Raw genomic sequence first — 18026 nt, forward strand, 5'->3', positions numbered from 1 at the left:
CCGGCAACACGCACGGGATCAGTGCCCGGCGCCCCGCTCGTCGCGGATCTGCGCCACCACCCGCGCCACCGTCCGCCGCACCCCGTCCGTCTCGGTCAGGAAGTGCCAGTAGTCGGGGTGGCGCCCCTCCAGCGCGGCGACCGCCCGCTCCAGCCGGGCCACCGCGTCGTCCAGCGGCCGGGCGTGCCGCGGATCGGGGGTCGTCCGGCCGGCCATGGCCAGCCGCTGCGCGTCCCGGATCGCGAACCGGGTGCGCTCGATCTCCGCCTGCGGGTCCTTCTGCACCGCGTTCAGGCTGGTCAGCCTGGAACCGGCGGCCGACACGGCGTCGTCGGTGGCGTCCAGCAGCGCCCGTGCGGTCGACAGCAGCGCGGTGGCGTCCGGCCACCGCTGGGCGTCGCGCGCCTCCCGCGCCTGGCCCAGTTTCAGCTCGGCCTGCCGCACGTTCTCCGCGGCCTGCCCGGGCACCTGCTGGAGGTCCTGCCAGCAGGCCGCGGTGAACCGGCGCCGCAGCTCGCTCAGCACCGGCTCCACCTGCCCGGCCCGGGTGGTCAGCGCCTGGGCCCGGGTCCGCAGGGACACCAGCCGGTGATCGATCTCGGCGGCCCGCTCCGGCAGCCGCTCGGCCTCCGCCCGGATCGCCCCGGCCTCCCGCTGCACCCGCTCGGCCCGCTCCAGCGTCGCCTGCGCCCCGTGCTGCCCGGCACCCTGGTTCAGCTTGGTCAGCTCCGGGGCCAGGGCCGCCAGCCGCGCGGCCAGCCCGTCGGCCCGCAGGTTCCGCTCCCGTACGGCGTCCAGGGCGTTGCCGGCGGCCACCAGCGACTGCCGGGCCCGCTCCACGGCGGGCGCCAGCCGGGCGAGCCGGGTCTCCGCCTTGTCCAGCAGCGGCCCGAGCGACCCGGCGAACCGGTCCAGCTCCTCCCGGGCCCGCAGCAGCTCGTCCTTGGCCGCGGTCAGCTCGGCGCGGGCCCGGGAGGCGGCGCCGGCCTCCAGCCCGTCCCGGTCCAGGTCGTGGGCGTCGACGGCCTCGATGTACTGCCGGCTCACCTCGTCGATCCGCTGCCCTAGCGCCTCGAAGCCGGCGACGGCCCGCCGCGCGGCGGGGGAGTCGTCCACCGCCGAGATCGTCTCCACCGAGATCCGCAGGTCCCGCTGGGCGGTGTCGAGTTCGTAGAAGGCGCTCGCGGCCGCGTCCTTCGCCGCCTGGGCCTCGGCCCGCTGGTTCTCCGCCCGGCCGCCGAACCAGCGCCGGGTGCCGCCCCCCGCGAACGACCCGGCCAGCACCGGCGCGGCCAACAGCGGCAGGGCCAGCAGGGCGACCACGTCACGCACCGCGGAGCGGCCGGCCCGGGCCCCGGCGGCGGACGACCTCGGATACGGCGGTGTCGCTGGCGTGCCCGGTGTGGCCGTCACATCCTTCTCCCGTGCTGTGGTGCGCCCTGGGTGGTGTCATTCTCCCACCCGGTGTAGACGAACACACGGGCCGGTCAGTTCGCCGTACGCGGTGCCGGAGTTCCGGCGCGGAGGGTTTGCGGTGCGGCCCGCCGGGCCATGTAGGCTGTCGGCCTGTCCCGGGTGCGTAGCTCAGGGGTAGAGCGCCTGCCTTACAAGCAGGATGTCGGCGGTTCGAAACCGTCCGCGCCCACAGGTCCGGCCCCCGGAGTCCTCCGGGGGCCGGCGCGTTTTCCCTCCCCTGTTCTCCCGTTCCCCCGCTTCTCCTGTTACCCGGCCGCCGTCCCGTGGGCGTGCTTCAGCCGGGACCGGGCCGCCACCTGCTCACCCGCCGTGACCTCGGCCCAGTGGCGGTGCGTGGTGACGAACACCGCCAGCTCGTGCTCGCGCCGCCGCAGCTTCTCCACCTCGGCCTGCTCGTCCTCCGTCCAGCCGGGGGAGGCGGGCCGCTCCACCTTCCGCCAGCCGGTGTCGTCACTGAAGCCGTCCATCGGCTCGACCGACCAGGGCAAGCGCTTGAGCAGGGCCGACAGTTCGGCCCGGACCTGATGCAGCTCCTCCTGGCCGGCGAGGAGGTCACTGGGGAAGTCAGAGGTCGTAGCCACCCGGCAATGGTACGCCTGTTCGATTTTGGGTGGCGAGTTCGTCCGTGCGGCCGACGTGGTGTTCCGGCCGCACGGACGGCCGCGGGGTCAGTGCCCGGCCTCCCGCAGCTCGCGCACCAGTCGTTCCGTCACCGGTACCGGTATGCCGTGCCGCGCCGCCGCGCGGAGCAGCGCACCGCCGATCGCGTCCAGTTCGAGCGGGCGGCCCGCCTCGGCGTCGCGCTGCATGGAGGACCGGGCGGCCGGCGGGAAGGCGTCGTACCGGGCGAGGGCCCGGGCCGGATCGACCGGGGCGCCGCAGGCGCGGCCGACCTGCGCGGTCTCGGCGACCAGCGCCTCCAGCTCCGCCCGGTGCCGTGTGCGGGCCTCGCCGAGCGGGATGCCGTACCGGGTGGTGAGCAGGGCGAACGGCGCGAGGAACGCCATCTTGGCCCACAGGGCCGCCGTCTCGTCCCCGGCCACGCGTGTGCTCACCCCGCAGGCGGTGAGCAGGCCGGCCAGCGCGTCGAGGCGGGCCCGGGGCACGGCGTCCCCGGCCAGGTCGATCTCGGTGAAGGGGCTGCCGTGTTCGATCACGCCCGGGGCGGTCCTGGTCGACTCCACGCGGATCACGGCCGGGGCGACCCGGTCGGGGCGGTGGCCGGCGCGGAGGGCGGCCGGGTGCTCGACGCCGTTGAGGAGCGGCACGACCAGGGCGTCGCCGAGGACGGCCGGCGGGATCCGGGTGAGGGCGGCGCCGAGCGCGGTGTGCTTGACGGTGACCAGGCAGGCGTCGACCGGCTCGCGCAGCTCGGTGTCCGCCTCGACGGCGGCGGTGAACTCGCCGAACTGCGCGCTGCGGACCGTGATGCCGGTGCGGCGCAGGGCGTCGGCGGTGGACTCCCGGGCCAGGCAGATCACGCGGTGGCCCGAGCGGGAGAGCAGCGCGGCGAGCAGGCCGCCGGTGCCGCCGGGGCCGAGGACGGCCACGGTGGAGCGGTGCGTCATGGAATTGTCCCTTCGACGGTCGGCCCCGGAGGTCGGTGGCCGCCTTCGCGGTGATCTTCGCAGGCGCCGCAGGCGCGCGCCAGACTGGGGGCATGTGCCGGAGTATCAAGACGCTGCGACCACCCGCGCTGCCCGAAGAGGCCACGGACGACGACATCCGCGCGGCCGCGCTGCAGTACGTACGGAAGGTCTCGGGCTTCCGGGCCCCCGCCGCCCACAACCGCGAGGCGTTCGACGCCGCCGTGGACGCCGTGGCCCGCGCCACGGCGGAACTGCTCGGCGCCCTGGAGGTGCGGGGCCGTCGCGCGCGGGGCGGCGCGGTGGCCGCGGACGGCCGAAAGGTGCCGTCGGACTGACCGCCCCGCCGGGGGGCACGGCCGTCACCGCCGGACCTCCGTGACCCCAACTCGACGACCAGCAGGGACAGTTGCGTCCCGGGTGCGCGCCACCGCGTGCCCGGGACGTCGTGCGTCCGGATCTCCCCACTCGGCTGAATGTTGAACTTGCAAGTACTCATTAGGGACGCCTAACCTGGGCCTCCGTTCGGTACCGCCGTCCCCGCGACCGGCCCTGTCCCCGGCCGGTCCGTCAAAGACCGAAGAGGAGTCCTCCCTTCATGTCCGCTCACCTCGACGCCGCCCGGCCGTACGCCCTCGGTGGCTTCCGGGCCGTCCTCGCCCTGCTGTTCTTCGCGCACGGCATCGCCTCCCTGTTCGGCGTCCTCGGCGGCGCGGAGGGCACCCACGGCGGCACCATTCCGGCCGGCACCTGGCCCGGCTGGTACGCCGCCGTGATCCAGGTGGTGGCCGGAGCCCTGGTCCTGGTCGGCCTCGGCACCCGCGGGGCGGCGCTGATCTGCTCCGGCTCGATGGCGTACGCCTACTTCGACGTCCACCAGCGGGCCGCCCTGTGGCCCATCGAGAACGGCGGGGAACTGCCGGTGCTGTTCTGCTGGGGGTTCCTGCTGCTGGTCTTCACCGGCTCCGGCGCCTTCGCCCTGGACGGGCTGATCGGCCGGCGGACGAAGGCCGGCGGCGAGCCCGCGGCGGAGCAGCCCCTCATGGCGGCCTGACCGCACCGGCCCGCGCCGGCGGTCACCCCGCGGACGCCGGGTGATCGCCGGGCGCACCCCCGCGAACCTCCTGTCGCACCCCCGGCGTACGCTGTATGGCTGTCAACGGGGGAGTGACGGGAGTCGTGGTGTTCGAAACCGTGGGTGCGCTGGCCGGCGGACCCTGGATCTACGCAGTGGTCGCCGTGTCGGTGCTGCTCGACGTGTTCCTGCCGGTCCTGCCCAGCGGTGTGCTGGTCATCACCGCGGCCACGGCGGCCGCCGCAGGCTCCGGCGCGGCGACGGGCCGGGTCCCGCACGAGGTGCCGGACATCCTGGCCCTGATCCTGTCCGCGGCGACCGCCTCGCTCCTCGGTGACCTGGTGGCCTACCGGCTGGCCTGGCGCGGCGGGGAGCGGCTGGACCGGGCGATAGCCCGCTCCCGGCGGCTGAGCTCCGCGCAGGAGCGCCTCGGCGACGCGCTCGCCCGGGGCGGCGGCGCACTGGTCGTCCTCGCCCGCTTCGCCCCCGCCGGCCGTTCGGTCGTCTCGTTCTGCGCGGGCGCCGCCCACCACCGCGCCCGCGACTTCGTGCCGTGGTCGGCCCTGGCCGGTCTGTCCTGGGCCGCGTACAGCGTGGCCCTCGGCTACTACGGCGCCCAGTGGCTCGGCGCCACCTGGCTGGCCACCGGGGTCTCGGTGGCCGCGCTGTTCGGGGCGGGCGCGGCGGCGGGTTTCCTGATGCGCCGCAGACCGGCCTCCTGACGGACCGGGACGCGGCGGGGGCCCGCGGCCGTACGCCGGCCGCGGGCCCTTCGGTGCCGTCTGCGGGGCGCGGGCCTCAGCAGGCGGCCAGGTAGTTCGTCAGCGCGCTCTTCTCGGCGGAGTCGACCGAGAGGCCGTAGTAGTACTTCACCTGGACCCAGGCGCGGGCGTAGGTGCAGCGGTACGCGGTGCGGGACGGCATCCAGGTGGCGGGGTCCTGGTCGCCCTTGGCCTGGTTGACGTTGTCGGTCACCGCGAGGAGCTGGGGGCGGGTGACGTCGTTGGCGAAGGCCTGGCGCTGGGCGGTGGTCCACTTGCCCGCCCCGGAGTCCCAGGCCTCGGCGAGCGGCACGAGGTGGTCGATGTCGACGTCGGAGGCGGCGCTCCAGGTGGCGCCGTCGTAGGGGGAGTACCAGGTGCCGCTGGTGGCGGCGCAGGCGGAGTCGGTGACGACGTTCGAACCGTCCCGCTTGAGGATCCACTCGCGGGTGTTGCAGGTGCCGGAGATGGTGATCCAGGTCGGGAAGAGGTCGCGCTGGTAGCCGGTGCGGTTCTCGGTGGCCACGGTGAGCTGGGCGAGGTAGCCGCGGGCGGTGGCGCCGCTGACCGGCGTGGGCAGGGCGGCGGAGGCGGTCGGCGGGTTGAACAGGGCGGCGGAGGCGATGAGACCGGTGAGGGCCGCGAGTACGCTCACCCGTCGACGCGCGTAGAACCTGGACATGCGAACTCCCTTGCGGGGTGGGGATGGTGGGCGCGAGCGAGGGAATGCTCGCGGGGCCGCGTGGCCGGGGGGTGAGCGCTCGGTGAGAAAATAGTGACGCGTTCATGTCACGACAAGGCGTACGGGCGTTTCACGACCGAACTTTCACATCCCGTACGATGGGAGGCGCAGAAGGGGAGTAGCCCCTCGCCGGACCGTCGACATACTGCTCAGCGAGCCTGAGCCGGCGCCCGGAGGCGGACCTCGCGACCGAGTCCGCCGGCGAGACCTTCGGCAAGCAGTGCACGCCCGTGCCCCAAGGCGCGGGCGGAACGTGTGCTGCCGCGCCGAGGTGTCATCGCGTGACGTACCGCACTCTCGGCGGGGCAGCCCGACCGATTGAGGGAATCTTGATCAGCATCACCGTGACGGCGCTCGTCTTCGGCGTCGTCTTCCTCGCCGAACTGCCGGACAAGACCGCGCTGGCCGGCCTGGTCCTCGGCACCCGCTACCGCGCCTCGTACGTGTTCGCGGGCGTCGCCGCCGCCTTCCTGCTGCACGTCGTGCTCGCCGTGGCGGCCGGCAGCGTGCTCACCCTGCTGCCCCAGCAGATCGTGCACGCCGTCACCGGCGTCCTCTTCCTCGGCGGTGCCGCGATGCTGCTGCTGAAGAAGGACGACGGCGAGGAGGAGGTCCAGAAGCCCGCCGACCAGTCCTTCTGGAAGGTGGCGGGCACCGGCTTCATGCTCATCCTCGTCGCCGAGTTCGGCGATCTGACGCAGATCATGACCGCCAACCTCGCCGCCCGCTACGACGACCCCTTCTCCGTCGGCCTCGGCGCCGTGCTCGGTCTGTGGGCCGTCGCCGGACTCGGCATCGTCGGCGGGAAGGCGCTGATGAAGCGGGTGCCGCTGCGGCTGATCACGCAGATCGCGGCCCTGGTGATGCTGGCGCTCGGCGTGTGGAGCCTGTGGGAGGCCGTGCGCGGCTGAGGGGTGCCGTGCGCGGTCGCGGGAGGACCGGCGCTGAACGGCGGATGAATCCTCGCCGCTGGGTGGTGGCGGGACCGGCCCCCGTTTTGTACCGTGGGGAAACAAAGTGGCTCCCGCCCGTTCTCCCTGACCGGCGGGCGGGGCCGCCTTGTCCCTCCCGCCACCCGGCACGACGGTCCCTCCCGCCGCCCCTCCGACCACCCCACCCGGCGTTCCTCCCACCACCCACCCGGCGTTCCTCCCACCACCCACCCGGCGTTCCTCCCACCACCCACCCAGCGTCCCTCCCGCCGTCCCTCCCGACACGGGACCCTCTCGTTCCTGGAGCTGCCCGATGCCGGCCACCGCCACCCCCGCCGTCCTCACCGCCCGCGCCCTCCTGCTCGACATGGACGGCACCCTCGTCAACTCGGACGCCGTGGTCGAGCGCATCTGGCGGCGCTGGGCCGAGCGGAACGGGCTGGACGGCGACGAGGTGATGAAGGTCGTGCACGGCCGGCAGGGCCACGCCTCGATGGCCGTCCTGCTGCCCGAGCGGCCCATGGAGCAGAACCTCGCCGACAACGCCCGGATGCTCGCCGAGGAGACCGCCGACACCGACGGCGTGATCGAGATCCCCGGCGCCACGGCCTTCCTCGCCTCCCTGGCCGGGCTCCCGCACGCCCTCGTGACCTCCGCCGACGTCGCCCTGTCCACCGCCCGCATGCGCGCCGCCGCGCTGCCGCTGCCCGCGGTCCGCGTCACCGCCGAGTCTGTGGGCGCGAGCAAGCCCGACCCCGAGGGCTTCCTCAAGGGCGCGGCCGAACTGGGCGTCGACCCCGCCGACTGCGTCGTCTTCGAGGACTCCGGAGCCGGGATCGCGGCGGGGCGCGCCGCGGGGATGCGGGTCGTGGGCGTCGGCCCGCGCGCCGTCCGGCACGACCCGGACGTGGCCGTGCCGGACCTCACCCGGGTACGGGTCGAGGCACGGGCCGACGGCACGGTACGGCTGCACCTCGGCTGACGGCGCCCCGGGCGCCGAGGGCTCAGGGGTCCGTGGTCTCCTGCTCCAGGCTCTTGCGGGTCGCCTGGCCGTACTCGCCGGGCGGGTCGGCCACGACGCCCCGGGCGAGCTGGTAGATGCGTACGGAGTCCTCCACCGGGCGGGTGAAGACGCCGTCGATCCGGCCGCCGTAGAGGTTGAGCTGCCGCAGCCGCCGCTCCAGTTCGGCCACCTCCAAGCCGGTGTCCCCGCGCCGCAGCACCGGTGCCGCGGCGGGCGTGGCGCGCGGGGTGCCGGACGCCGGCACGGACGGGCCGGGGGAGGCGGGGCCGGAGGCGCAGCGCGAGGCCGTGGGGGTCGGCACCGTCGCCGAAGCGGACGCGGACGCGGACGGGGAGGCGGACACGGACGCGGTGCTCGTGGAGGGGCCCGGGTCCGGCGACGCCGAGGGGGAGGGGACCGGCGGGCCGGGCGCGTCGGGCCGGGCCGGTGCCGTGGCCGGAGCGGACGCCCGGGTGGGCGCCGCCGGGACGCTCGCCCGCACCTCCTGGGCCGCTTGGCCCCGGGCGGGCTCGTGGTAGGAGAACAGCGCGAGACAGGCCGCCGCGACGGCCGCCACCCCCACGCCCCCGGCGACGGCCGGCACGGTACGGGACCCACGCCGCCCGATCCGCGCGGACTCCGTCCCGGTGGTCTCGTCGGCCTCGCCGGTCCCGGCGGTCTCCTTCGTTCCGGCCGTCCCGCCGGACCGCGCCCCCGTCACGTCCGTCGGCGGGGCGGTGGCGGGGCCGGGCGGGGCCGGCGGTCCGGCGTCCGCCGCCGGGTCTCCCGGTGCTCCCGTTCCCGCCGCCGGGGCCCGGTCCGGGGGCGACGCCGTGGAGGCGTCCGGGACCTCCACGTACGGCCGTATCCGCAGCGGATCGAAGTCCTCCGCCGCTGCCGCCTCGGCCGTACGCGCCGCGTGCAGCGCCTCGGCCGCCCGCGCCGTGCACGCGCACGACGGGGAGCGGTCCCGGCCCCGCGGCGCCCCGCACTCCGGGCACGCGGCCCCCTGTCCGGCAGTCACGTTCGGCCCCCTCCCCCTCGGGAGCTTCAGAGAATATGCGCATCTCCGCCACACCCGAAGGCTTCGGCAGGCCGCATGCCGTGACAGCGACCACGATGGGAGGGACGCACCCGAGCCCCGGGAGGTCTCCATGGCCCTGGACACGCACGGCACCGCACAGGACGCGAGGAGCGGCGAACGCGTGCCGGGCGGCGTACTGGTCCCGATCGGCGCCCTGCTGCTGGGGCTGCTGCTCGCCGCCCTCGACCAGACCATCGTGGCGACCGCGCTGCCCACCATCGTGAGCGACCTCGGCGGCCTCGAACACCTCTCCTGGGTCGTCACCGCCTATCTGCTGGCGTCGACCGCCGCGACCCCGCTGTGGGGCAAGCTGGGCGACCAGTACGGCCGCAAGCGGCTGTTCCAGGCCGCCATCGTGATCTTCCTGATCGGCTCGGCCCTGTGCGGCACGGCGCGGGACATGCCCCAGCTCATCGCCTTCCGGGCGCTCCAGGGCCTGGGCGGCGGCGGGCTGATCGTGCTGTCCATGGCGATCGTCGGGGACATCGTGCCGCCCCGCGAACGGGGCCGCTACCAGGGGCTGTTCGGCGCGGTGTTCGGGACGACCAGCGTGCTCGGGCCGCTGCTGGGCGGGGTGTTCACCCAGCACCTGGGCTGGCGCTGGGTGTTCTACGTCAACCTGCCCCTCGGGATCGTCGCGCTCGCGGTGATCGCCGGCGCCCTGCACCTGCCGCGCCGCTCCGCCCACCACGTCATCGACTACCCCGGCACCTTCCTGATCGCCGCGGTCGCCACCTGCCTGGTCCTCGTCGCCTCGCTCGGCGGGACGACCTGGGCCTGGGGCTCGGCACAGGTCACCGGGCTGTCCGTGCTGGGCGTCCTGCTCGCCGCGGCGTTCGTCGCCGTGGAGCGGCGGGCCGCGGAGCCGGTGCTGCCGCTGAAGCTGTTCGGCATCCGCACCTTCACGCTCGCCGCCGTGATCAGCTTCATCGTCGGCTTCGCCATGTTCGGCGCGATGACCTACCTGCCGACCTTCCTCCAGGTCGTGCACGGCATCTCCCCGACCCTGTCCGGCGTGTACATGCTGCCCATGGTGGCCGGGCTGCTGCTGTCCTCCACGGTGTCCGGGCAGATCGTCAGCCGCACCGGCCGCTGGAAGGTCTTCCCCGTGACCGGCACCGCCGTCACCGCCCTCGGCCTGCTCCTGCTGCACCGGCTCGACGAGCACAGCCCCACCGCCGCGATGGGCGCGTCCTTCTTCGTCCTCGGCCTGGGCCTCGGCCTGGTCATGCAGGTCCTGGTGCTCATCGTGCAGAACGCCGTCGCCTACGAGGACCTGGGGGTCGCCACCTCCGGCGCGACCTTCTTCCGCTCCATCGGCGCCTCCTTCGGCGTGGCCGTCTTCGGCGCGGTCTTCGCGAGCCGCCTCGCCGACCAACTCGCCGCCGCCTTCCGGGGCGTGCGCCTGCCGCCCGGCGTCACCGCCGGCACGCTGACGTCCGATCCGCGGGGCATCGCGGCCCTGCCGCCCGCGCTGCGCCCGGCGGCCCTGCACGCGTACGCCTCCGCCATCACCGACGTGTTCCTGTACGCCGCGCCGGTCGCCCTCCTCGGCTTCCTGCTGGCCTGGTTCCTGAAGGAGGACCCGCTGCGCGGCTCGGTCACCGCGCCGGACGCCTCCGAGACCATCCCGCCCAACCCGGTGCAGCGCTCCTCCCACGACGAGTGCTGCCGGGCCCTGTCCGTGCTCGGCACCCGCGAGGGCCGCCGCGAGGTCTACCGGGACATCACCGCACGGGCCGGGTACGACCTGCTGCCCGCCGCCGGCTGGATGCTGCTGCGCATCCGCCGCTACGGCTCCGTCGAACCCGGGATGCTGGCCGAGCGCAGCGGGGTCCCGCTCCAGGCGGTGATGGCCGCCGTCCGCCAGGTCGAGGAGCGGCGCCTCGCCGAACGGCAGGGCCTGGACCTGACCCTGACCGACACCGGCCGGACCGTCGCCGAGCGGCTCGCCAAGGCCCGTGAGGAGTCCCTCGCCGAGCTGCTCGGCGACTGGTGGCGGCCGGACCGGCCGGCCGACCTCACCCTGCTGGTGCGCGAGTTGACCGGAGAGCTGTGCGGCGCCGAGCGGGAACGCCCGCGCAACGGCGCCGGGGCCGTCAGGCCCGGCTGACCTCCCGGGACCCCAGCTCCTTGCGGAACCAGTGCTCGGCGTACGGGTCGGTGTTGTGCGGGCCGGTCTCGGTGTAGCCGAGGCGCGCGTACAGGGCGCGGGCCTCGACGAGGTCGCCGCGGGTGTCGAGGACGATCCGGCGGGCGCCCAGCTCCCGGGCGGCCGCCTCGGCCGCGGCCACGAGGCGCGGGGCCCCGCCGCGGCCGCGCATCCCCGGCAGCACGAACACCCGGGTCAGCTCGGCGGTGCGCGGGTCGAGCAGCCGTACGCCCGCCGACCCGGCCGGCCTGCCGTCGTACCGCCCGATCAGCAACCGGCCGGTGGGGGCGGCGAGTTCGGCACCGGTGTGGGCGGCGATCTCCCGTTCCAGGTCGTCCGGCGCGGTCCGCCGCCCCTCGTGCAGCAGGTACCAGCGGTCGCTGACCTCCGTGTAGTACGCCCGCCACAACGCGGCGGCGGCGGGCGAGTCGTACGGCTCGGCGCTGATCGTCCATGTCATGCCGGTCATTGTCGGGAGCCGGCCCCCGCCGCGCGCAACCGTATTCGGGCGGGCCGCGGGTGCGGCCGGCGTCCTCACCGGGCTGCCCGCGGCGACCGTTTGTGCGGTGTTTTCCGGGTCACCCGAAGGGAGAACCGGCCGGCTGGGCCGGTCCGAATCGGAAGGCAACCATGTCCACAGGGCTGATCATTCTTTTGATCGTGATCGCGGCGGTCGTGGTCCTCGGCGCGGCCGCCCTGGTGCTGCGCGGTCGCGGAGGGCACGGCGGGCCCGGCCTGAAGCGTCGCTTCGGGCCCGAGTACGAGCGGGCGGTGGCCCTGCACGACGGGGACACCAAGGCCGCCGAACGCGAACTGGCCGCACGCGTCGAGCGCCACGGCGAACTGCGCGAACGCCCGCTGCAGGGCGCCGAGCGGCAGCGGTACGAGGACCGCTGGACGGCCCTCCAGGAGCGCTTCGTCGACTCCCCGCGGGAGGCGGTGGCCGAGGCCGACCGGCTGATCGCGGAGGTGGCCGCGGTGCGCGGCTACCCCGACGGCGGACGGTACGAGGAGCAGCTCGACGCGCTCTCCGTGCACCACGCCCACCACGTCGACGGCTACCGCCAGGTGCACCGGGTGGCCCGCACGGGCGGCGGTGACGGGACGAGCGCGATCGGCACCGGAACTGAGGAGATGCGCTCGGTGCTGCTCGGCGCGCGTGCCCTCTTCGACGACCTGACCAGCACCGACTCCGGGCGGCACCGCGCCCCCGGCCGCGCCGCGGCCCCCGCCGAGGGGACCGGCAACCACTCCCACGCCCGCTCGCACGCGCCGTGGGCCACGCACCGCAGCCGACCGAAGGAGAGCTGAGCGCCATGGCTGACAGCATTGGCGGCCCGGACGACGCCCGGCGCCACACGCAGCGGCCGGCCGGCGAGGCCGCGCCGGGCGAGGCATGGACGACCGAGGACGCGGCGCCGGGGCGGGACACGCCCCGTGAGCCCGGGTTCGCGCAACGGCTGCCGGGAGAGCCCCCGGCGGGCCGGGCGGGCCTCACCGGTGACGACCGCGTCCCCGGGGACACCCTCCGCCCGCCGGTGGGACCGGCGGGCGCCCCCGCGCCCGGGAGCGCGGACGGTCTGGACGCCGGGCAGCGGCACGGCACCGAGGGACTGAGCCCCGGCACCGAGGACCTCGGCACGGGCACCGGCGCCGGGTTCGGCGCGAGCCACCGCTCGGAGCGGGTGGCGGCCGCGGAGGAGGGCGTCATGCCCGACAACGGGCTCGCCGCGCCCGCCCCCGGCGGCACCGGGCAGCGCGAGGCCGGCGCCACCGACTCCCCGGCCCGGGACACCTGGCCGTCGGCCCCCGGTGGCACCGCGTCCACCGGCGTACCGCTGCTGGCGCAGGAGGAGACCGAGCGCTGGGAGCGGCAGATGCGGGAGCTGGTCGGCGGCTTCGTGGACGAGCCCAGGGCGGCCGTCGAACAGGCCGACCGGACGCTGGAGGAGATCGCGGCCCGGTTCACCGAGGCCGTGACGCGCCGCCGCCGCACCCTGCGGACGTCCTGGGAGGAGAGCGAGGGCGGCGGTCCCGGCACCGACACGGAGCAACTGCGGCTCGCCCTGCGCGACTACCGGGAACTCGCCGGACGCCTGCTGCACGGCTGACCCCGGCGCCCCCTCCGCCCGTGGCGGCAGCCCCGCGCTGCCGCCACTCGCATGCCCCGGCAACGGCCCTCGGACGGCACGCCCGGCGGCTTTCGTTCGGCCGTGAGAGCCATTGTGCCGGACGGGACCGTGCCGGGCGTTTTATCATGCGGCGGCGGTAGGGCGATCCGCCCACCGCACCAGGACGTTCAGGGGGAACGCTCGTGCTCGAACTCACCATGGCCACCGTCTCCGGGGAGGACGCGGGGGCCACGGCCGGCATGACCATGGCCGAGGCGCCCAGCGAGCCCGGCGCCGTGCTGCGGGTCGGCCGCGACGCGGCGGCGTGCCGGCTGGTCACCCCCGAGGACTGGCTGTTCGTCTCCCGCGTCCACCTGGAGTTCCGCTGCGGCCCGGACGGCACCTGGCAGCTCACCTGGCTGCGCGGCTCGCAGCCGGACCCGGCGTCCGAGGTCCGGATCGTCTCCGGGCAGCACCCGCAGGGCCCGCGGCCCGTCGGCTACGGCGGAACCGTCCGGCTGCCCCGCGGCGGGTCCGGCGAGATCGTCGTGCAGGACCGCACCGCGCCGCGCAGCGTGAACGTCGGCTTCTACCACGAGGTCTGAACGGCACCCGTACCCGTGGCCCGCTCCGGGCTCAGCCCAGCACGCGGGCCAGCGCGAAGCCGTCGTGGCCCTTGCCGCTGACCGTCTGGAGGACCGTACCGGTCAGCCGCGGGTGCCCGGCGATCAGCTCGATCGCGGCACGGGTGCCGAGCACGTCCGGGTCGGTGCTGCCCGCGTCGGCCACCAGCCCGCCGCGCACCACGTTGTCCACGACGATCAGGCTGCCCGCCCGGCCGAGCCGCAGCGCCCACTCCACATAGTGCGCGTTGTTCGCCTTGTCCGCGTCGATGAAGACCACGTCGAAGGGGGCCGGGTTCTCGTCGGCGAGCTTCGGCAGCGTCTCCAGGGCCGGTCCGACGCGTACCTCCACGACCCGCTCCAGTCCGGCGCGGGCGATGTTGCGGACGGCCACGTCGGCGTGCTTGCCGCTGTACTCCAGCGAGACCAGCCTGCCGTCCTCGGGCAGGGCGCGCCCCAGCCAGATGGTGCTGTACCCGCCGAGCGTGCCGATCTCCAGGATGTGCCGGGCGCCCTGCGCCTGGGCGAGGAGCTGGAGGAACTTGCCCTGCGCGGCCGTGACGGCGATGGCGGGCAGCCCGGCGGCCTCACTGTCCCGCAGGGCCGCCCGCAGCGCGTCGTCGTCCGGTGAGAGATGGCTGGTGAAGTAGTCGTCCACGTCGTCCCAGAGCTGCGGCCCACTCATAGCGTCTGCTGCCTTTCCCGAGAGTCTTTCCGGAGGCTGTATCGCCCTGCCCGGTTCGATGGTCTCAGCCGGGCGGCTCGGGCGGGGCGATAGGCGGCGAGGGAGTCCCGGGCGGACGTGGGCAACGGTACGGCGACCGGCCTCGCCGACCGCGACGGCCGCACGGAACCTGGGCGCTCCGCCGCGGCTCGTGGCCACCGGGGGAGGGCGGGGAGGCCCGTGGGGCGGCAGGGGCCGGGGACTCCGGGCGGGGGCTGTTCGGGTGCGGGTGCGCGCGGTCGGCATTCCCGGGGGCGGGGCGGGTGGGGGTCGCCGGGCGCGGGCGCCGGTGGCCGGCAGCCGTGGGCCGTCAGGGGGAGGCGCCGGTGGCCGGCACCCCGGCTCGGCGGGCCGGGCGCTCGTCCACCCTGCGGCGGTGCGGGGCCGCGGCACCGGCGCCGGCGGGGGACCAGGGCATGCGATCGGCCCCGCGCCCGGAGGGGGCGCGGGGCCGATCAGGGGTTGTTCGGGAGGGGACTATCGGCCCTCGACCGACGGCGCGGAACCCGGCAGCGGGCGGCCCGCCGACTCCGACATCCGCCACACCGCAAACCCGCCGATCACGGCCGCGCCCATCATGTAGTAGGCGGGCATCATCATGTTGCCCGTGGCCCCGATCAGCGCGGTGACCACCAGCGGGGTCGTACCGCCGAACAGGGACACCGAGACGTTGAAGCCGATCGACAGGGAGCCGTACCGCACCCGGGTCGGGAAGAGCGCGGGCAGCGCGGCCGGCATGGCGGCCGTGAAGCACACCAGGAGCAGGCCCAGCGCGCCCATGCCCAGGCCCACCGCCAGCAGACTGCCCTCGCGGATCATCAGCAGGGCCGGGACGGACAGGAACAGGAAGCCCGCGCAGCCCGCCGCGATCACCGGACGGCGGCCGATCCGGTCGGTCAGGGCGCCCGCGAACGGCTGGACGATCATCATCAGCGCCATCACGGCGAGCACGACCAGCAGCCCGTGCGTCTCGTCGTACTTCAGCTCACTGGTGAGGTAGCTCGGCATGTACGACAGCAGCATGTAGTCGGTGACGTTGAAGACCAGCACCAGGCCCACGCACAGCATGAGCGACTTCCACTGGCCCGCGACCATCTCGCGCAGCGGCACCTTGGGGCGGGCGGCCTCGGCCTTCTCGACTTCCGCCGCGAACGCCGGGGTCTCCTCCAGCCGCATCCGCAGGTACAGGCCGATGATGCCCATCGGACCGGCGATCAGGAACGGGATGCGCCAGCCCCAGGACGTGAGGTCGTCCGAGGACAGCAGGGCCGTCATCAGCGTGACCAGGCCCGCGCCGCCGATGTAGCCGGCGAGCGTGCCGAACTCCAGCCAGCTTCCGAAGAAGCCGCGCTTCTTGTCCGGGGCGTACTCGGCGATGAAGGTGGACGCGCCCGCGTACTCGCCGCCGGTGGAGAAGCCCTGCACCAGGCGGGCGGCCAGCAGCATGATCGGGGCGCCGACGCCGATCGTCGCGTACGACGGGATCAGGCCGATGGCGAACGTGCCCGCCGCCATCATGATCATGGTGACGGCGAGGACCTTCTGGCGGCCCACGCGGTCGCCCAGCGGGCCGAAGACCATGCCGCCGAGCGGCCGGACCAGGAAGGCTGCCGCGAAGGCGCCGAACGTCGACAGCAACTGCGCGGTCGGGTTGCCCGAGGGGAAGAAGACCTTGCCCAGGGTGACCGCGATGTAGCTGTAGACGCCGAAGTCGAACCATTCCATCGCGTTGCCGAGCGCGGCCGCCTTGACGGCGCGTTTGACCAGTGCGGGGTCGGTGACGGTGACGTCGCGGGCCTTGGCGGCCCGGCGGGTCTTCAGATGCGGGGTGACAGCGGCGGTCGCCAAAACGGGGCTCGCCTACCTTTCGACGGGGACAGGGACGGGCCCGAGACGGCGGCTGTGACGTGCGCCGGGCCGAAAAACGACCATAGGGGGACCCTTGCCCCTTACATACCGTATGCACTTGCGTGCACTCTGCAGTTAAATAGCGGATACGCAGGTACGTCTGCCCATTCGCGCCGGGTCATGCCTGCCGGTTGATGTGACCCTTATCGCGCTCCCGGCGTGCAACCGCGCGCCTGTCCGGCCCCCATCTTTCCGTTGAAAAGGTGCATACGTCGCGCCGGGCCGGGGGGCGGAGCCGGCGCCGGGTCCCGCGCCGGCGGGCGCGTGCTGTCCGGTTCCCGCCCGTCCCGGTGACGGCCCGCCGGATCCGCCCGCCGTCATCCACGTCACTCCCTCCCGGAGGCCACCACCGCCAGCGCCCCGGACGCCAGCGCCGCGACCAGCAGCGGGAGGCCCAGCCCGTAGTGCGGTACCAGCCACCCGCCCAGGCAGGCGCCGCCCGCCATCGCGAGCACCGCGGCCGTGCGGCGGGCGGAGCGGTGGCCCGAGCGGTCGCCGAGCCGGGACTCCGCGGCCAGGCCGGTCAGGGTCATGGTCAGCACCGTCGTGGTGAGGTCGGGCACGCGCAGTCCGCGGACCGTGGCGTTGCGCAGGCCCATCGCGAAGGCCGTGAGGGCGATCAGGGCGTACCGGGTGCCGGGGGCACCCGGCCAGGCGAACGCCACCGCCGCCGACGCGCCGACCAGGGCCGTCTCCGCCGCCAGCACCAGCCGGGCCCAGGTGCGGCGGTGGCCCCGGCGGCGGTGGGCCGCCACCCGGCCGCCGGTCGCCGCGCCCAGCAGGAAGCAGCCGAGGGAGGTGGCCGTGTGGGGTACGGAGAAGCCTGGGGCGCCGGCCGCGGCGAAGCCCAGGACGACGACGTTGCCGGTCATGTTGGCGGTGAAGACCCGGCCGAGGCCCAGATAGCTGACGGCGTCGATCAGGCCGCTGACCACGGTCAGCGCCAGCAGTACGGCCACCAGCCGCAGTCCGCGCGTCTCCGGGTCCCGCGCCGGGGGCGTCGGCGTCGGCGTCGTCATCGCTCCTCCGAGGGTGTCCCGGCGCAGCCTGCGTCCGGACCGGGCGGGGCGCGCCCCGGGACACGCCCGGAACGGCGGAAAGCGGCCCGGTCGGCCCAGCGGCGGCGGCACCTTCGGGCCCCGGCGCGGTGGCTCTCGGCCCGGCTGCGGACGCCCTCGGCGGTCCTCGGCGGTCGTACGCCCTCGGCGGTCCTCGGCGGTCGTACGCGCGCGGCGCCCCTCGGCGGTCGTACGCGCGCGGCGGCCCTCGGTCCGGTCGGCGGGTGCCGCCGTCCGGACATGCGCGCGCACCCTCGCCCGGTGCGGGGCGAGGGTGCGGGTGGGGATGTGGCGACGGCCGGGTGCGGCCTGCCGGGGCCGGCTCAGTACCAGCCGTTGGCCTGCCAGAAGCTCCAGGCCTTCACCGGGCTGCCGTAGCGGGAGTTCATGTAGTCCAGGCCCCACTTGATCTGGGTGGCCGGGTTGGTCTTCCAGTCGGCGCCCGCGGAGGCCATCTTCGCGCCCGGCAGCGCCTGGACCAGGCCGTAGGCGCCGGAGGAGCTGTTGGTGGCGGAGGGGTTCCAGCCGCTCTCGTGCTGGACGATCTTGCTGAACGCGGTGTACTGCGCGGCGTCCGGGATCATCTGGTGCGCGATCGCCTGGGCGGAGGAGGCCGGCGCCGCCTGGGCGGGCGCCGCGGTCAGGGCCAGACCGGCGGCGGCGGCCATGGCGGCGGTGGTGAGGACCTTCTTCGGGGAGGCGATGCGGCTGATGAAGGACACGGACACGGAGAACCTCTTGCGTCGGGGACGGGGGGTCGCTCGCAGGGGCGGGCCGCGCGCTGCGGCCGT

General features: G+C 75.1%; 19 protein-coding genes and 1 tRNA gene. 10 read left to right on the top strand and 10 right to left on the bottom strand.

Annotated elements, in window-relative coordinates; translation table 11 throughout:
- Positions 1–18 precede the first annotated feature (18 nt).
- On the bottom strand, positions 19–1413 hold the full coding sequence (locus ACZ4K2_RS22280) for a hypothetical protein (RefSeq protein WP_467468980.1): 1395 nt from the start codon (positions 1411–1413) through the stop codon (positions 19–21).
- Positions 1414–1573: 160 nt separating this feature from the next.
- Here ACZ4K2_RS22280 and ACZ4K2_RS22285 point away from each other — a divergent pair.
- Positions 1574–1645: transfer RNA gene (locus ACZ4K2_RS22285), tRNA-Val, on the top strand.
- Between the two features lie 76 nt (positions 1646–1721).
- Here ACZ4K2_RS22285 and ACZ4K2_RS22290 read toward each other — a convergent pair.
- Together ACZ4K2_RS22290 and ACZ4K2_RS22295 are read right to left on the bottom strand one after the other, a co-directional pair.
- Entirely contained in the window at positions 1722–2057 is a 336-nt protein-coding gene (locus ACZ4K2_RS22290) for a hypothetical protein (protein ID WP_467468982.1), read from the bottom strand.
- An 87-nt stretch (positions 2058–2144) separates the two neighbouring features.
- On the bottom strand, positions 2145–3044 hold the full coding sequence (locus tag ACZ4K2_RS22295; protein WP_467468984.1) for a ketopantoate reductase family protein: 900 nt from the start codon (positions 3042–3044) through the stop codon (positions 2145–2147).
- 92 nt (positions 3045–3136) lie between these two features.
- On the opposite strand from ACZ4K2_RS22295, the gene ACZ4K2_RS22300 reads away from it, so the two are divergent.
- The 3 genes from ACZ4K2_RS22300 to ACZ4K2_RS22310 all read left to right on the top strand — a co-directional run bounded on the left by ACZ4K2_RS22300 (position 3137) and on the right by ACZ4K2_RS22310 (position 4859).
- On the top strand, positions 3137–3400 hold the full coding sequence (locus ACZ4K2_RS22300; protein ID WP_467468986.1) for a DUF2277 family protein: 264 nt from the start codon (positions 3137–3139) through the stop codon (positions 3398–3400).
- Between the two features lie 260 nt (positions 3401–3660).
- Complete coding sequence (locus tag ACZ4K2_RS22305; protein WP_467468988.1) at positions 3661–4116, top strand: DoxX family protein; 456 nt, start codon at positions 3661–3663, stop codon at positions 4114–4116.
- Positions 4117–4244: 128 nt separating this feature from the next.
- Positions 4245–4859 carry a DedA family protein gene (locus ACZ4K2_RS22310; RefSeq protein WP_467469699.1) on the top strand — a complete coding sequence of 205 codons (615 nt, stop codon included), beginning with the start codon at positions 4245–4247 and terminating at the stop codon, positions 4857–4859.
- Positions 4860–4935: 76 nt separating this feature from the next.
- Here ACZ4K2_RS22310 and ACZ4K2_RS22315 read toward each other — a convergent pair whose 3' ends face one another.
- Positions 4936–5580 (bottom strand): HNH endonuclease family protein, encoded by a 645-nt coding sequence (locus ACZ4K2_RS22315; protein ID WP_467468990.1) that lies wholly within the window; start codon positions 5578–5580, stop codon positions 4936–4938.
- 389 nt (positions 5581–5969) lie between these two features.
- Here ACZ4K2_RS22315 and ACZ4K2_RS22320 point away from each other — a divergent pair, with 389 nt between their 5' ends.
- Both ACZ4K2_RS22320 and ACZ4K2_RS22325 read left to right on the top strand, forming a co-directional pair.
- Positions 5970–6551 carry a TMEM165/GDT1 family protein gene (locus tag ACZ4K2_RS22320; RefSeq protein WP_467468992.1) on the top strand — a complete coding sequence of 194 codons (582 nt, stop codon included), beginning with the start codon at positions 5970–5972 and terminating at the stop codon, positions 6549–6551.
- 334 nt (positions 6552–6885) lie between these two features.
- A complete protein-coding gene (locus ACZ4K2_RS22325; protein WP_467468994.1) occupies positions 6886–7554 on the top strand; it encodes an HAD-IA family hydrolase in 669 nt (222 codons plus the stop codon).
- 22 nt (positions 7555–7576) lie between these two features.
- Here ACZ4K2_RS22325 and ACZ4K2_RS22330 read toward each other — a convergent pair whose 3' ends face one another.
- Complete coding sequence (locus tag ACZ4K2_RS22330) at positions 7577–8599, bottom strand: peptidoglycan-binding domain-containing protein (protein ID WP_467468996.1); 1023 nt, start codon at positions 8597–8599, stop codon at positions 7577–7579.
- A 130-nt stretch (positions 8600–8729) separates the two neighbouring features.
- Between ACZ4K2_RS22330 and ACZ4K2_RS22335 the strand changes: the two genes are divergently transcribed.
- Positions 8730–10772, top strand: coding sequence for an MFS transporter (locus ACZ4K2_RS22335; protein WP_467468998.1), 2043 nt, complete (start codon positions 8730–8732; stop codon positions 10770–10772).
- Here ACZ4K2_RS22335 and ACZ4K2_RS22340 read toward each other — a convergent pair.
- The gene (locus tag ACZ4K2_RS22340) at positions 10759–11280 is read right to left on the bottom strand and encodes a GNAT family N-acetyltransferase (protein ID WP_467469000.1); all 522 of its coding nucleotides are present in this window, start codon (positions 11278–11280) and stop codon (positions 10759–10761) included. The two genes, ACZ4K2_RS22335 and ACZ4K2_RS22340, sit on opposite strands and share 14 nt — an antisense overlap.
- Positions 11281–11441: 161 nt before the next feature.
- On the opposite strand from ACZ4K2_RS22340, the gene ACZ4K2_RS22345 reads away from it, so the two are divergent.
- From ACZ4K2_RS22345 to ACZ4K2_RS22355, 3 genes are all read left to right on the top strand, one after another.
- Positions 11442–12122, top strand: coding sequence for a hypothetical protein (locus ACZ4K2_RS22345; protein WP_467469002.1), 681 nt, complete (start codon positions 11442–11444; stop codon positions 12120–12122).
- 5 nt (positions 12123–12127) lie between these two features.
- Entirely contained in the window at positions 12128–12922 is a 795-nt protein-coding gene (locus ACZ4K2_RS22350) for a hypothetical protein (RefSeq protein WP_467469004.1), read from the top strand.
- 203 nt (positions 12923–13125) lie between these two features.
- Positions 13126–13527: a hypothetical protein gene (locus tag ACZ4K2_RS22355; protein WP_467469006.1), complete on the top strand. Its 402-nt coding sequence runs from the start codon at positions 13126–13128 to the stop codon at positions 13525–13527.
- A gap of 31 nt (positions 13528–13558) precedes the next feature.
- Here the strand turns inward: ACZ4K2_RS22355 and ACZ4K2_RS22360 are convergent, their stop codons facing one another.
- From ACZ4K2_RS22360 to ACZ4K2_RS22375, 4 genes are all read right to left on the bottom strand, one after another.
- Positions 13559–14230, bottom strand: coding sequence for an O-methyltransferase (locus ACZ4K2_RS22360; protein ID WP_467469008.1), 672 nt, complete (start codon positions 14228–14230; stop codon positions 13559–13561).
- A gap of 516 nt (positions 14231–14746) precedes the next feature.
- A complete protein-coding gene (gene proP, locus ACZ4K2_RS22365) occupies positions 14747–16117 on the bottom strand; it encodes a glycine betaine/L-proline transporter ProP (RefSeq protein ID WP_467469010.1) in 1371 nt (456 codons plus the stop codon).
- A gap of 386 nt (positions 16118–16503) precedes the next feature.
- Positions 16504–17196, bottom strand: coding sequence for a YoaK family protein (locus ACZ4K2_RS22370; protein ID WP_467469012.1), 693 nt, complete (start codon positions 17194–17196; stop codon positions 16504–16506).
- A gap of 362 nt (positions 17197–17558) precedes the next feature.
- The gene (locus ACZ4K2_RS22375; RefSeq protein ID WP_467469014.1) at positions 17559–17963 is read right to left on the bottom strand and encodes a lytic transglycosylase domain-containing protein; all 405 of its coding nucleotides are present in this window, start codon (positions 17961–17963) and stop codon (positions 17559–17561) included.
- Positions 17964–18026: the final 63 nt, after the last annotated feature.

The sequence above is a fragment of the Streptomyces sp. NPDC025833 genome (genome assembly GCF_055558055.1).